At 70.3% G+C, this 13,801-nt stretch carries 11 protein-coding genes; 8 read left to right on the plus strand and 3 right to left on the minus strand.

Features of this window, described 5'->3' with window-relative positions; all coding sequences use genetic code 11:
- Nucleotides 1–65: 65 nt before the first annotated feature.
- Both ABFX45_RS08590 and ABFX45_RS08595 read right to left on the minus strand, forming a co-directional pair.
- The gene (locus ABFX45_RS08590) at nucleotides 66–2,942 is read right to left on the minus strand and encodes an AAA family ATPase (protein ID WP_346128831.1); all 2,877 of its coding nucleotides are present in this window, start codon (nucleotides 2,940–2,942) and stop codon (nucleotides 66–68) included.
- Nucleotides 2,939–4,078 carry an exonuclease SbcCD subunit D gene (locus ABFX45_RS08595; protein WP_109632311.1) on the minus strand — a complete coding sequence of 380 codons (1,140 nt, stop codon included), beginning with the start codon at nucleotides 4,076–4,078 and terminating at the stop codon, nucleotides 2,939–2,941. Before ABFX45_RS08595 ends, ABFX45_RS08590 begins: the two co-directional genes overlap by 4 nt.
- 99 nt (nucleotides 4,079–4,177) lie before the next feature.
- Between ABFX45_RS08595 and ABFX45_RS08600 the strand changes: the two genes are divergently transcribed.
- From ABFX45_RS08600 to ABFX45_RS08610, 3 genes are all read left to right on the plus strand, one after another.
- Nucleotides 4,178–5,089 carry a DNA recombination protein RmuC gene (locus ABFX45_RS08600; protein ID WP_109632309.1) on the plus strand — a complete coding sequence of 304 codons (912 nt, stop codon included), beginning with the start codon at nucleotides 4,178–4,180 and terminating at the stop codon, nucleotides 5,087–5,089.
- Between the two features lie 89 nt (nucleotides 5,090–5,178).
- Entirely contained in the window at nucleotides 5,179–5,904 is a 726-nt protein-coding gene (locus ABFX45_RS08605; protein ID WP_346128834.1) for a DUF6542 domain-containing protein, read from the plus strand.
- Nucleotides 5,905–6,006: 102 nt separating this feature from the next.
- Entirely contained in the window at nucleotides 6,007–9,417 is a 3,411-nt protein-coding gene (locus ABFX45_RS08610) for an nSTAND1 domain-containing NTPase (protein ID WP_346128837.1), read from the plus strand.
- On the opposite strand, the gene ABFX45_RS08615 is transcribed toward ABFX45_RS08610, so the two are convergent.
- Entirely contained in the window at nucleotides 9,414–10,358 is a 945-nt protein-coding gene (locus tag ABFX45_RS08615) for a 4-hydroxy-3-methylbut-2-enyl diphosphate reductase (RefSeq protein ID WP_109632302.1), read from the minus strand. The two genes, ABFX45_RS08610 and ABFX45_RS08615, sit on opposite strands and share 4 nt — an antisense overlap.
- A gap of 63 nt (nucleotides 10,359–10,421) precedes the next feature.
- Here ABFX45_RS08615 and ABFX45_RS08620 point away from each other — a divergent pair, with 63 nt between their 5' ends.
- From ABFX45_RS08620 to glpX, 5 genes are all read left to right on the plus strand, one after another.
- Nucleotides 10,422–10,910: a lipid droplet-associated protein gene (locus ABFX45_RS08620; RefSeq protein ID WP_109632300.1), complete on the plus strand. Its 489-nt coding sequence runs from the start codon at nucleotides 10,422–10,424 to the stop codon at nucleotides 10,908–10,910.
- Nucleotides 10,907–12,145: an exodeoxyribonuclease VII large subunit gene (gene xseA / locus ABFX45_RS08625; protein WP_346128840.1), complete on the plus strand. Its 1,239-nt coding sequence runs from the start codon at nucleotides 10,907–10,909 to the stop codon at nucleotides 12,143–12,145. The genes ABFX45_RS08620 and xseA overlap by 4 nt, the downstream gene beginning before the upstream one ends.
- A complete protein-coding gene (locus ABFX45_RS08630; RefSeq protein ID WP_233439208.1) occupies nucleotides 12,135–12,479 on the plus strand; it encodes a sugar ABC transporter substrate-binding protein in 345 nt (114 codons plus the stop codon). Before xseA ends, ABFX45_RS08630 begins: the two co-directional genes overlap by 11 nt.
- Nucleotides 12,476–12,691, plus strand: coding sequence for an exodeoxyribonuclease VII small subunit (locus tag ABFX45_RS08635; protein ID WP_112228817.1), 216 nt, complete (start codon nucleotides 12,476–12,478; stop codon nucleotides 12,689–12,691). The genes ABFX45_RS08630 and ABFX45_RS08635 overlap by 4 nt, the downstream gene beginning before the upstream one ends.
- 67 nt (nucleotides 12,692–12,758) lie before the next feature.
- A complete protein-coding gene (gene glpX, locus ABFX45_RS08640; RefSeq protein ID WP_109632293.1) occupies nucleotides 12,759–13,799 on the plus strand; it encodes a class II fructose-bisphosphatase in 1,041 nt (346 codons plus the stop codon).
- The last annotated feature ends 2 nt before the right edge of the window (nucleotides 13,800–13,801 follow it).

Below are 13,801 nucleotides of genomic sequence, written 5' to 3' on the forward strand. Positions count from 1 at the left end.
CGCGACGCCGAGCCGGGCAGGGTGATCGCAACCCACCAACGCGAGCTGCCCCGCGCAGCCCCACCTCAGCCCAGCGAAACCTCGAGCGTGGACCCGGTACGAGCCTTCCGGACCCTCAACCGAGTGGGAATCCGCTGCCGCAACTCCTCCACGTGCGACACCAGCCCGACAACCCGCCCACCAGCCCGCAACTCGTCCAACGTGTTCATCACGATGTCCAACGTGTCCGAGTCGAGCGTCCCGAACCCTTCATCCACGAACAGCGTGTCCAGCAACGCCCCGCCGGTCTCGTTGGCCACGACATCGGCCAGCCCGAGAGCCAGCGACAACGAAGCCAGGAACGACTCTCCACCGGACAGGGTCTTGGCAGGCCGGGCCCGCCCCGAGTAGTCGTCCAACACGTCGAGGCTCAACCCACCGCGAGTCCCCCGCGCCCCAGCCGAGTCCGAGTGCACGAAGCTGTACCGCCCCTGACTCATCCGGTGCAGCCGGGCGGAAGCCGCGACGGCGACCTCTTCCAGCCGCGCGGCCAGCACGTACGACCGCAGCGTCATCTTCTTGGAGTTCTGCCCGCGCCCGTTGATCACATCGGTGAGCGCGTCGAGCTCCGCGTACGAAGCCTCCAGCGGCTCCAGCGACTTCCACTCGGCCCGCAACCGGGCAGCCAGCTCACCGACCCGCTCGAACGCCGCACGGGCACGAGCCAGCCGGGTGGCGGCCTCCGAGGCAGCGGTTCGCGCGGCAGAAGCCGCTGCGGTGACCTCGTTCAGGTCCACCGCAGAACCCGGATCGACCTCCGCCAGCTCCTCCAAGGTCGCCATGGCCGTGGTGCGAGCGCGTTCCCAGGCGGCGATCCGCTCGTCCAGCGCCTGCAACTTGGCTGCGGGACGAGCAGCGGCAAGGGCCTCGTCGACATCGGCGAACCCCGCCTCCGCGGCCAACGCGGCCACGGAGGCCTGCTGCTCCTCGACCCTGGCCAGGGCGCTGTCACGCGCCGCTCGCCGATCAGCCAGCTCCACCAGCGCCTTGGCCAGCCGCAGCAGGTGGTCGCGGCGGGTCAGCACGTCCTCGTGCTCCCCGCGTGCCTTGTCCAGCCGCGCACCGCGTTCCTCGACCACGGTGACCAGCGACGCGTGCTCGGTGCGCAGCCCGACCAGGTCCTGCTCGACCTTCGCCTTCTCGGCGCCCAGATCGCGGGTCTTGGCCTCCAGCCCGACGAACTCGTTCTGCCGCTGCGACCGCGTGCGGGCCAGCTCCAACGCCGCCCGGTACTCGGACAACGCGACGGCGGGCTCCTCCGAACCCAGGGCCTCCCAGCAGGCCTGGATGCGCAGCTCCGCGGCGTGGGCGGCGCGTTCGGCCTCGTTGCGGCGGTCGAGCGCGGTCTGTTCGTCGCGGGCCGCGTCTTCCTCGTCGGTCGCGCCGACGCCGCCCAGCATCGGCTGGGCAGGAGCCGGGTGGCTCGGGGAACCGCAGACGGCGCAGGGCTTGCCGCGCTTCAGGGCCGCAGCCAGTTCGATGGCCATGTTCTCGAGGCGTTGCTGGCGGACCTGCTGCAGGACGTCCTTGGCCTTCTGGTGGACGTCGATCGCCTGGTGCAGCTCGTTCTTGGTGCGTTCCAGGGCCTTGGTCGCACCCGGCAGGGCCTCGGCCGCGTCGGCACGGGTCTTCAGCGACTCCAGGCGGGCTGAGGCTTCCGCGGCCGCGTCGAGCTGGGCACGGCACTGAGCGAGGCGCTCCGGGAGCACCTCCAGTTCTGCGTTCAGCGCCAGCAGGCGGCGCTCCACCTGGTACGAGGCGTGCTTGAGCTCGGAAAGCCTGCGCTCATCGGCCTTCTGACGTTCGGCCTCGGCGGCCAGTTCGGCCAGGCCGCCCGCTTCCTCACGGCAGCGCTCGGCGTCCTCCCGCAAGGAGGAGCCGGTGTAACCCAAGCGCGCCAACGCTTCTGAAGCCCGAGTCTCGTCGCGGACCGCGAACTCGTAGGACTGCTGGAGCTTCGCGATCTCGCCGAACGCCGGCACGACCGGGATCGCGCGGCGAGCGGCGTCGCGCTCGGCGAACCACGACGCCGAGTCGGCGGCTTCCACGCGGGCCAGCATGTCGCGGGCCTCGCGGACGCGCCGGATCTGGTCGGCCTGCACGCGGGCCTGGGCCAGCAGCGCGTCGGCGCCGTCGGCCACGCCTGCCGTCTCCACCGAGTGCGCCTCTGCCTCCCGGACGGCGAGGGAAAGCCGCTCCAGCACCGACTCCAGCCAGCCCGGCTCGAACGACGGTTCCTCGGAGGCGGCCTCCGCCACGCGGTGCATGAGCTCGACGGCGCCGCGGCGGCGTTCCTCCAGCACGCGGCCGGCCACCACCCGCTTGTCGCGGAACCACTTCTCCACGTCCAGGAAGCGCTCGGTGCCGAAGAGCTTTTCGAGCAGCACCTCGCGTTCCGCGGTGTCGGAGCGCAGGAAGCGGGCGAACTCTCCCTGCGGCAGCAGCACGACCTGGAAGAACTGCTCGTACGACATGCCCAGCATGTCCTCGACGGCGCGGGCCACGTCGTCGATGCGGGTGATGCCCTCGCCGTCCCAGCCCTCGAGCCATGTCAGCGAGCACTTCGCGGGCTGCGTGGTGAAACCGCCGCCGCGTTTCTTCGGCCTGTCGAACTCCGGTGAGCGCACGATGCGAAAACGGCGGCTCTGCACCGTCAGCTCCAGCGACACCGACGTCGGCACCTCGGGATCGGCGTACTCGCAGCGGAGCTTCTTCACGTCGCCACGCGCGCCCGGCACACGGCCGAACAGCGCGAAGGCCACCGCGTCGAGCAGCGTCGTCTTGCCCGCGCCCGTGTCGCCGTGCAGCAGGAACAGGCCGTCGGCGCCCAGTTCGTCGAAGTCGACGGTCTCGGGTTTCGGGTAGGGCCCGAAAGCCGTCAGCTCCAGGCGGTGCAGTCTCATTGCTCCTGCTCCCTCGCCACCGAAGCGAACGCCTCCCGCAGCAACGACATCTCCGCCTCGGAAGGCTCGGACCCGCGGGCGTCGGACACGAAGCAGCAGGCCACTTCCTCGTCCGTGCGTCCGCGCACCCGTTCCGCGTACGTCATGTTGTGCTGCAGGCCCTGCTCCGGCCGCCACTCCACGTGCACCGCGTGCTCGAACCGCTGCTGCAGCTGCCGCAACGCGTCCATCGGCCGCACCTGATCGGTCAGCACCACGGACAGGAAGTGATCTTCCAGCGGCGTGTGCGCCGGATCGGCCAGCACGTCGGCGAGAGTGCCCGTCACCGTCGCCAGCTGACGCGGTACCGGCAGCTCACGCCGTTCCACGCCGACGAGCCCGCCCGCGTCCAGCTCCACCAGCCACACCGACTTGCGGTGCCGCGCCTCGGAGAACGAGTACGCCAGCGGACTGCCCGAGTAGCGCAGGTTCTCGGCCAGGGTCTGCGGCCCGTGCAGATGCCCGAGAGCCACGTAGTCGACACCCGAGAACACCTGCATCGACACGTCCTGCACGCCACCCACGGCGATGGTCCGCTCCGACTCCGACGGCGCCCCGCCCGTGACGAACGCGTGCGCCAGCACCACCGACCGCGCCTCCCGGCCGGCCAGATCGGCCCGGATCCGCCGCATCGCCTCGGTCAGCACGGGAGCGTGCCCCTTGTCGGCCACCCCGAGCGCGTGCCGCGCGGGCTCCGGCTCCAGGAACGGAATCCCGTACACCGCGACCGGCCCGTGCTCGTCCTCCAGCTCGACCGGCTTGTCCAGCAACGAGATCTGCGTGCGCAGGTGCAGCCCGCCCGCCGCGGCGAACTCCCCGAACACCCCGATCCGCGCCGCCGAGTCGTGGTTGCCGGGCGTGATCACGATCCGCGCACCGGCCGCGCGGATCCGCATCAGCACCCGCGCGCACAACGCCACCGCGTCGGCGGACGGCACCGCGCGGTCGTAGAGGTCGCCGGAGATGACCACGACGTCGACCTTCTCGGAAGACACCAGGTCAGCGAGGCCGCTCAGCACCGACTCCTGCTCGACGAGCAGGTCGCGGCCGTGGAAGGTGCGCCCCACGTGCCAGTCGGAGGTGTGCAGGATCCGCATGGGACCAACCGTAGAGACGAGGTCCGACAAAACTTCGGGAGGGTTCCCGGCGTGTCACCCGATCGAGTTCAACATCTTTGAGGGAGCATCATCGGTGCCGTGACCGCAGTGATCATCACCGCCTCGCTCGTCCTGGCCCTCGTCAGCGCCGGGGCGCTGGTGTTCGTCTGGCGCCTGTACCAGGACAGCGTTCGCCGCACCGACGAGGCGCTCAACGCCATCAGCGCCGAACGCGCGCGCTACGACGCCCAGCAACAAGCCCTGCAACGGTACGAAGTGGCGTTCTCCAGCGTCAGCGGCCGCGGCGAGCTCGGCGAACAGGTCCTCGTCGAAACGGCGCGCGCACTGGGCCTGAGGGAGAACCTCCACTACACGCTCCAGACCGACGTCGCGGGCGGCGGAGCGGTGCGGCCGGACATGGTCCTGAACGTCGGCGGCGGCCGCATGGTCCCGGTCGACTCGAAGATGTCCATGGCCTGCTGGGCCGAAGCGGTCGAAACGGACGATCCGCAGGAACGCCAGGACGCGCTGCGGGTCCACGTCCGCAACATCCGCTCGCGCGCCGCCGAACTGGCGGGCAAGGGCTACCAGCGCTGGGCCGACGCGATCTACGGCACGATCATGTTCGTCCCCAACGACGGCGCCGTCGTCGCCGCCATCGACACCGACCCCGAACTGCTGCGCTGGCTGCTGGACCGGCGGATCTTCCTCTGCGGTCCGACCGGATTCGCCGTGATCGCCTCGAGCGCGATGTTCGCGGTCACCGAACGAGCCCTCGCCGACGACGTCGAACAGGTCAGGCTGCAGGCGGGCCGGGCGAACCGGGCCGCCGACACCGCCATCGAGGCCGTCAACCTCTCCACCACCCACCTGCAGCGATTCCTCTCCGCAAGGCGCCGCGAACTGGACGCCCTCGAAGGCTTCCGGGCGAGCGTCGAGCCACTCACCGACGCCTCCGCCACCCCCACGCCCCTCCCTCTCGTCCGAAGGGCGGACGAACAGTCCGCATAAAACGCACGCAGCGTGCCGTCAGGTTGCTTCTGGGTGAGAAAGCCGCGGACTGACGAACACCGAATGGCCGAACGGCTACCGTGTGCGGCGTGAGTGACGTGCGCGACCGTTCGGCTGCCTTCGACGACGTCGAGGACTACGAGGCCGTTCCGTGGAACTACAAGGCCATCTTCGGGTCGTTCAAGGGCATCCCGTGGTGGGCCGCGATCCTGTGCGCCCTGGTCCCGGCGTTCATCGGCGCGTTCATCGACATCAACTCCAGCAAGACCGTCGGCTGGACGTTCAACGCCGTGTTCTTCGTCGGCGCACTCGTCGCGATCCTGCTGGTCCAGCGCCGCAGCCTGTTCGCACCGATGGTGCAGCCGCCGCTCGTCCTCGCCGCCACGGTGCCGCTGCTCGTGATGCTCACCGGCGGCGTCCAGAAGGGCGGCCTGGCCGCCATGGCGATCGGCCTGGCCAAGCCGCTGGTCGACAGCTTCCCGGTCATGGCCGTCACCACCGCCGTGACCGTCACGCTCGGCATCATCCGGATCGTCATCCAGAAGGACCCGGACCGGCCGTCCAAGGACGAGGTCCGCGAGGCCAAGGCGGAGCTGAAGAGCCGCAGCAAGCCCGCGGCCCGCAAGCCCACCCGCGAGTCGAGCCGCGAGGAGCCCGCCGAGGACCGCCCGCGCCGGCCCCGTCCGGAAGGCACCCCGGCCCGTCGCCCTCGTCCCGAGGGCGCTCCTGCCCGCCGCCCGCGCCCGGAAGGTGCCGCCCGCGGCGAGCGTCCGGCCGGGCAGCGCAGGCCGAGGCCACCCCGCGAAGACCGCTAGGCCGGCCTTGACCCGTTGTCCGTGATCGGACCCGCGAACGTCGTACAACGGATCACGGACAACACCCCCCTGACCAGCACGCACTCTGCCAGCATGAGCGCGATGCCTAGAGGGGAACGTCCACTGGACGAGGGCGACAGTCCACTGCTGCTGTTCGCCGCAGACTTACGACAACTGCGCACCAACGCGGGGCGGCCGAGCTACCGGGAACTGTCCCGGCGCGCGCATTTCTCGGCGAGCACGCTGTCCGACGCGGCGGGCGGCAGGAAGCTGCCGGGGCTCGACGTGACGCTCGCGTACGTCCGCGCGTGCCAGGGTGACGAGACGGCGTGGGAGCGGCGTTGGCACGACCTGGCCGTCGCGATGGCGCGGAGCAGGTCCGTGGACGGGCCGTCCCCGTACGTGGGCCTGAACCCGTTCACGACCGAGGACGCCGACAGGTTCTTCGGGCGCGAGGCGCTGACCCACACGTTGCTCGACCGGCTCGGCCGACAGCCGTTCCTCGCGGTGTTCGGCGCGTCGGGGGAGGGCAAGTCGTCGCTGCTCAGGGCGGGCATCGCGGCGAAGTTCGCGAACGCCGTGGTGTGCACGCCCGGCCCCGACCCCGACGCCGCGCTCGCCGACGCGCTCGCGCGAAATCCGGACCTGCTGGTAGTCGACCAGTTCGAGGAGCTCTTCACGCTGTGCGAGGACGAGGTGCAGCGCTCGGCGTTCCTCGACGCCCTGCTCGCCGCGGACGGCCGCCGCGTGATCGCGGTGCGGTCCGACTTCTACCCGCACTGCGCCCAGTACCCGAAACTCGCCGACGCGCTCACCGACGCACAGGTGCTCCTCGGCACGATGACCCCTGACGAGCTGCGCCGCGCCATCACCCAGCCCGCCGCCACCGTGGGCTGCACCGTCGAAACGGCCCTGCTGACCACTCTCGTCGCCGAGGCAGCCGGACGCAGCGGCGTGCTGCCCCTCGTGTCGCACGCGTTGCTCGAGACGTGGCACCGCCGTCGCGGCAACACGCTGACCCTCACCGGCTACCAGGCCGCCGGTGGCATCCAGGGAGCGCTCGCCCAGAGCGCCGAGGCCGCGTACGCCACACTCGACGAGGAGCAGCAGCGCCTCGCCAAGCAGCTCCTGCTCCGGCTCAGCTCCGACGGCACCAAGCGCCCCATCCCGCGCCAGGACGTCGTGGGCGAGGACGTGCTCGACGTCCTCGCCGACACCCGGTTGATCACCGTCGACGAGGACACCGTCGAGGTGACGCACGAGGCGCTGTTCGAGGCCTGGCCCCGGCTGCGGGCCTGGCTGGACGAGGACCGCGAAGGCCTCAGGACGCACCGCAGGCTCACCGACGCGACCCGGACGTGGCAGGAGCTGGGCCGCGACACCGACTCGCTCTACCGGGCCACCAGGCTCGCCGAGACGACCGAGTGGGTCGCCCGCGCCAAGCCGGAGCTGACCGGCGCCGAACGCGAGTTCATCGGCGCGTCGAAGGCCCGCGAGCGTCGTCGTTCCCGCCGCGTGCGCTGGATCGCGGCCGGCCTGACCGCCCTGCTGGTGGCCACCACGGCGACCGCGGTGCTGGCCGTGCAGCAACGCCGCGAGGTCGACAGGCTGGGGCTGGTGCGGAAGTCGCAGGAGCTGACCGAGCTGTCCGAGGCGCTGGCGGCCAGCGATCCGGTGCGATCCGCGCAGACGGCACTGGAGGCGTACGAGACCTACCCGACCGTCGAAGCACGCGGACGGCTGCTCAGCGCGGCGGCCACGCGCACCCCCGGCCGCGAGATCAGCATGGACGGCGCCGGCATCGGACGCACGATGCAGCACGACGGCGCGTGGAGCGTCGCGGACATCAACGGCGACATCGCGCTGATGGGTCCCCGTGGCCTCGACCTGTACGACGCCACGACCTTCCGCCACATCAAGACGGTGCCGGTGACGGAGCAGTCCAGCTACGTCTTCGGCTGGGACGTGGCGGAGGACGGCAGGCTCGCCGTGTCCGAGGGCAACGGGTGGATCACCGTGCGCGCCGGGCTGGAGGCCGAGCCCGTCCGGCTGGAGCGGGTCGGGATGCCGGTGGGTGTCTCCTTCATCGACGACGACCGCGCCCTCCTCGTCGGTGGCGCGGTCTACGACCTCGCCACCCGGCAGAAGCGGTTCGAGCTGCCCGTCGGGCAGGTCACCGGCCCGTTCACGATCGACGGCGACAGGACGCTCGTGCTCGCCTCCAGCGGCTCCGTCGCGGTGTGGGACCTGGTGGCGCGGCACCGGACCGGCGGCTTCTCGATCGGCTCCGGCGTCATCAACCGGGTCGTCCTGCTGCCCGGCGGCAAGCAGGCCGCGATCGGCACCGACGACGGCCTCGTGGAGGTGCGTGACGTCGTGACCGGCGCGGTCGTGGCGACGCCTCCCCGGCACACCGGCGCGGTCACCACGATCAGCATCAGCCCCGACGGAACCGTCCTCACCTCGGCGGGCGCGGACGGCAAGCTGCACCTGTGGGACCTCGCCCGCGGCACCGTGCTCGCCACCCTCGCGGTCGGTGAGCCGGTGCACTCCACGAGGTTCGCGCCCGACGGCTCGCTCGCCATCGTCACCAGGAACGCGCTGAGGTTCTGGCCTGCGTCGAACATACCCAAGGCGTCCGGGCAGATGGTCAGGGCACTCGCGGTCGACAGCGACGGGACCGTGCTCACCCTCGACAGCACGGGCGTCATCGAACGCCGTGACAGCACCACGGGCACCGTCAAGCGGGTGGAGACCGGTGTCGTCCAGAACTGGATGGGCCGTTTCAGCCCGGACCGCAAGCTCGTCGTGACGAACGGACCCCTCGCGGTGCGCGAGGTGGCGACGGGGAACCCGGTCGCGAACCTGTCCACGCTCGGGTTCTCCGAGCAGGGGCGTCAGCCGGTGGCGCTGGAGTTCAGCGGCAAGTCATTGCTCGCGATCGGCAGCGAGGTGCCCGACGGCGTGTGGCCGGTCGCCGAGGCCGCGCAGCCGAAGCTCATCGGCGGGCTGGCGTGGGGACAGCGCACCTCCGCCGTCTTCGGCCGATCCGACCACGAGATCGTGATCGGGCGTGAGGACGGCGGCATCAGCGTGCGCGACATCAGGTCGTGGGAGGAAAAGGCCGTGCACAGCCCGCACCAGCGTCCGGTGCGCGCGATGGTCCTGTCACCTGACAAGACGTTGCTGGCGACCGGTGACGACAACGGTCTGATCGCGCTGTGGGACACCTCGGCCTGGCGGCTGGTCGGTGAGCTGCGCGGCCACACCCAGGGGGTGACCGCACTCGAGTTCAGCCCCGACTCAGCCCGGCTCGCGAGCGGCGGCCGCGACCGGGACGTCGTCGTGTGGGACGTCGGCGCGCGAGCCTCGTGGGCGACCTTGCGCGGGCACAACCAGCCGGTCACGCACCTGGCGTGGCGACCGGACGGCGCCGCGGTGGTGTCGGCCGGGACCGACGCGGTGAACGTGTGGGGCCTGGACGTGGACCAGGCCCTCCGCACGATCCGTTAGCGCACGAGGTCCTTGCGGAGCTCGCGCGGCAACGAGAAGGCGATCTTCTCGTTGGCCGTGGTGATCTCCTCGACCTCGCCGAAGCCGTGCGACTCGAGGAACTTCAGCAGCTCCATCACCAGGATGTCCGGCACCGACGCGCCCGACGTGACGCCGACGGTCTCGACGCCCTCGAGCCACGCCAGGTCGACCTCCTTGGCGTAGTCGATCAGGTACGAGGCCTTCGCGCCGTTCTGCAGCGCGACCTCGACCAGCCGGACCGAGTTGGACGAGTTCTTCGAGCCCACGACGAGCACGAGGTCGCACGACGGCGCCATCGTCTTCACCGCGGTCTGGCGGTTCGAGGTGGCGTAGCAGATGTCGTCGGACGGCGGGTCCTGCAGCTCGGGGAAGCGGTCCTTGAGCTGCCGGACGCGCACCATGGTCTCGTCGACCGAGAGCGTGGTCTGCGACAGCCAGATGACCTTGCTCGGGTCGCGCACCTCGACCGTGGCCGCGTCCTCCGCGGTGTCGACGAGCTGCACGTGGTCGGGGGCCTCACCGGCGGTGCCCTCGACCTCCTCGTGGCCCTCGTGGCCGATCAGGAGGATGTCGTAGTCCTCCTTGGCGAAGCGCACGGCTTCCTTGTGCACCTTGGTCACCAGCGGGCACGTGGCGTCGATGGTGCGCAACGACCGTTGCGCCGCCTCCTCGTGGACCGCCGGCGACACGCCGTGCGCTGAGAACACCACGAGTGCGCCCTCAGGAACTTCGTCGGTCTCGTTGACGAAGATGGCACCGCGGTCGGACAGGGTCTCCACGACGTACTTGTTGTGGACGATCTCCTTGCGCACGTAGACGGGTGCGCCGTACTGCTCGAGGGCGCGCTCGACCGTCTCGACGGCACGATCAACGCCCGCGCAGTAACCACGCGGCTTCGCCAACAGGACTCGCTTGGGCATGACACCAGGGTACCCAGGCCGAGTTCTTCGCTTCTCAGCCGCAGTTGCGGCAGGCTAGGGGCCATGAAGCCACTGCCGTTGACGGTCCGCGTCGCCGCTGGACTCGCGGTGACCGCCCTCGAACAGGCGCGCAAGCTGCCGCAGCAGCTCGCCGGACTCCCGCTCACGGTGGTCAGCGAGGCGATGCAGTTGTCCATGCGCGTGCAGCAGCATGTGACCGAACTCGCCATCAAAGGTGACGACGTCCTCTCCGGACTGAGGCCCGTGGAAGAAGAGCCGGAGTGGGCGACGTTCGACGAGGACGAGACGCCGGTCACCGCCGAGGTCCCCGCCGACGATCCGTGGGAAGAGGAGGAGCGCGCGATCGCGGAGGTCCCGGAGTTCCTCCCGACCTACGACGAGCTGTCGATCGCCCAGCTGCGCGCTCGGCTGCGCAACCTGAGCGAGGAGCAGCTGGAGGAACTGCTGCGCTACGAGAAGGCTCACGCCGGAAGGCCTGAGTTCGTCGGCATGCTCAACCGCCGGATCGCGACGGTGAAAGCTCAGTCGTGAGCGAAGCAAAATCCACGCCGGAGAACCCGTGGCCGGTGCGGACGGTCGCCCGCAAGCTGCTCGACTGGATCAACCGGCTCGGCGACGTCTGGGTCGAGGGCCAGGTCACGCAGCTCAACGCGCGCAGTTCGACGGCGTTCCTGACGCTGCGCGACCCGAGCGTCGACATGTCCATGTCGATCACCTGCAACGCCGGGATGATCCGCGAGCTGCAGCTCACCGAGGGCAGCCGCGTCGTCGTGCACGGGAAGATCAGCTTCTACCCGAACCGGGGCACGCTGTCGTTGCGCGCGGACGAGATCCGCGCCGTCGGCATCGGTGAGCTGCTCGCGCGCATCGAGCGGTTGCGCAAGCTGCTGCACGCCGAGGGCCTGTTCGACCCGCGCCGCAAGCGCCGTCCGCCGTTCCTGCCCAACAAGATCGGTCTTGTCACCGGCCGTGCGTCGGCAGCGGAACGGGACGTGCTCACCAACGCGCGCAACCGTTGGCCCGCAGCGCACTTCCGCGTCATCAACGTCGCGGTGCAGGGCCCGATGGCGGTCACCCAGGTGATCACCGCACTGTCCACTCTGGACCGGGATCCCGAGTGCGACGTCATCATCGTCGCCCGCGGCGGCGGCAGCGTGGAGGACCTGCTGCCGTTCTCCGACGAGGCGCTGTGCCGCGCGGTGTCGGCCTGCCGCACGCCGGTGCTGTCGGCGATCGGGCACGAGCCGGACACCCCGCTCGTCGACCACGTCGCGGACGTCCGCTGCTCGACGCCGACCGACGCGGGCAAACGGGTGGTTCCCGACGTCGCCGAAGAGAGTGAACGCGTCCGCCAGATGCGCGATCGCGGACGGCGTGCGCTGCACGGCTGGGTCGACCGGGAACGCAAACTGCTCGACGCGTTGCGCTCGCGACCAGTACTTTCGGATCCGTACGGTCCGCTGGAGCGCCGTGCCGAAGAAGTGAATCGTCTTCGCGAACAAGGCCGTAGGGCGGTCACGCAACGTCTCGATCGGGAAGACGTCCACCTATCAGGGACGAAAGCCCGCTTGACGACCCTCGGACCAGCCGCCACGCTGGCCCGCGGATACGCCGTTGTGCAACTCGTCACACCTGACGGGCCCGACGGCGTGTTGCGTTCTGTGACGGACGCCCCGAGCGGAACACAGCTGCGGGTACGCGTCGTTGACGGAGCAGTGCAGGCAACCGTGACCAGTGCGGAAGGGGGAGGTTCCGATGATGCGTGATGCCGTGTTCCTGCCCCTGACCATGGAGGCGGCCGGCGAGTGCGCCTCCGGGCTGCGGAACAAGGCGGAGGCGGCGAACAGGGCCGCCGCGGAGTGCTGGACGGCCTTGGTGGGCGACTGCGACACCACGAGCCGCCGCACGCTGATCCTCACGCTGCACGACCTGAGCGAGGCGACCGCGGGAACGGTCCAGTACCGGCGTGTCGCGGAGGCCGAGGCACTGATCGACGAGGCCGTGCGAGAGGGTGACGGTGAGGAGTTCGCGGAGGCTCTCGTCGGATACGACCTGGCCGTCGCGACCGTGCTGAGCCGTCTGAGGAGCCAGTCCGCGTGAGTTCGGAAACACTCGGTTACGAAGCCGCCCGTGACGAGTTGGTCGAGGTGGTCCGCAAGCTGGAGGCCGGTGGCCTGTCGCTGGAGGACTCACTCGCGCTGTGGGAACGCGGTGAGGCGCTCGCCAAGACGTGTGAGCAGCATCTCGCCGGAGCGCGCGAGCGAATCGATGCAGCTCTCGCTGTGGTCGAGGAAGACGTTTCCGAGGGCTGATCCCGTGCAAGGATTCAGCTGCCGATCACAAAATCCGGCACGCTGAGTAGTCGCATGGAGGCGCGCAATGGTGAACACCCCCGCGGAACGACGTCGCGAAGCCCCCGACCGCAACCTGGCATTGGAGCTCGTGCGCGTCACTGAGGCGGCGGCCATGGCTGCCGGCCGGTGGGTGGGACGCGGCGACAAGAACGGCGGTGACGGCGCCGCGGTCGACGCGATGCGCAAGCTGATCCACACCGTCTCGATGCGCGGTGTCGTCGTGATCGGCGAGGGCGAGAAGGACGAGGCGCCCATGCTGTTCAACGGCGAGGAGGTGGGCAACGGCGAAGGCCCCGAGTGCGACGTCGCCGTCGACCCGATCGACGGCACCACGCTGATGTCCAAGGGCATGCCGAACGCGCTGGCCGTGCTGGCCGTGGCCGAGCGCGGGGCCATGTTCGACCCGTCCGCCGTGTTCTACATGGAGAAGCTCGCCGTGGGCCCGGAGGCGGCCGACGTCATCGACATCACCGCCCCGATCGCGGAGAACATCCGCCGCGTCGCGAAGGCCAAGCACAGCGACGTCTCCGACGTGAACGTGTGCATCCTGGACCGCCCGCGGCACGAGCAGATCGTGCGCGAGGTGCGCCAGGCCGGTGCCCGCATCCACTTCATCTCCGACGGCGACGTGGCGGGCGCGATCTCGGCCGCGCGTCCCACGTCGGGCGTGGACATGCTCGTGGGCATCGGTGGCACGCCGGAGGGCATCATCGCCGCGGCGGCGCTCAAGTGCGTCGGTGGCGCCATCCAGGGCCGGTTGTGGCCCAAGGACGACGAGGAGCGCGAGAAGGCGATCGGCGCGGGCCACGACCTCTCCCGCGTGCTCACGACGAACGACCTCGTGTCGGGCGACAACGTCTTCTTCTGCGCCACGGGCGTTACCGACGGCGACCTTCTGCGCGGTGTGCACTACCGGGCTGGTGGTTGCACCACGCAGTCCATCGTCATGCGATCGAAGTCCGGCACCGTCCGCATGATCGACGGCTTCCACAGCCTGCACAAGCTGCGCGAATACGCCTCGGTCGATTTCGACCTGCCGGAGGACGTGCAGCAGCCGCTGCCGTAAAA

The organism is Lentzea roselyniae (assembly GCF_039537795.1).
In the GTDB taxonomy this organism is placed as follows: Bacteria; Actinomycetota; Actinomycetes; order Mycobacteriales; family Pseudonocardiaceae; genus Lentzea; species Lentzea atacamensis.

Excerpts from the sequence above, each read along its gene's own strand:
- ABFX45_RS08630 (WP_233439208.1), top strand. The coding sequence starts at position 12,135 with ATGATGCGTGATGCCGTGTTCCTGCCCCTGACCATGGAGGCGGCCGGC.
- glpX (WP_109632293.1), top strand. The coding sequence starts at position 12,759 with ATGGTGAACACCCCCGCGGAACGACGTCGCGAAGCCCCCGACCGCAAC.
- ABFX45_RS08610 (WP_346128837.1), top strand. The coding sequence starts at position 6,007 with ATGCCTAGAGGGGAACGTCCACTGGACGAGGGCGACAGTCCACTGCTG.
- ABFX45_RS08620 (WP_109632300.1), top strand. The coding sequence starts at position 10,422 with ATGAAGCCACTGCCGTTGACGGTCCGCGTCGCCGCTGGACTCGCGGTG.
- ABFX45_RS08615 (WP_109632302.1), bottom strand. The coding sequence starts at position 10,358 with ATGCCCAAGCGAGTCCTGTTGGCGAAGCCGCGTGGTTACTGCGCGGGC.
- ABFX45_RS08590 (WP_346128831.1), bottom strand. The coding sequence starts at position 2,942 with ATGAGACTGCACCGCCTGGAGCTGACGGCTTTCGGGCCCTACCCGAAA.
- ABFX45_RS08595 (WP_109632311.1), bottom strand. The coding sequence starts at position 4,078 with ATGCGGATCCTGCACACCTCCGACTGGCACGTGGGGCGCACCTTCCAC.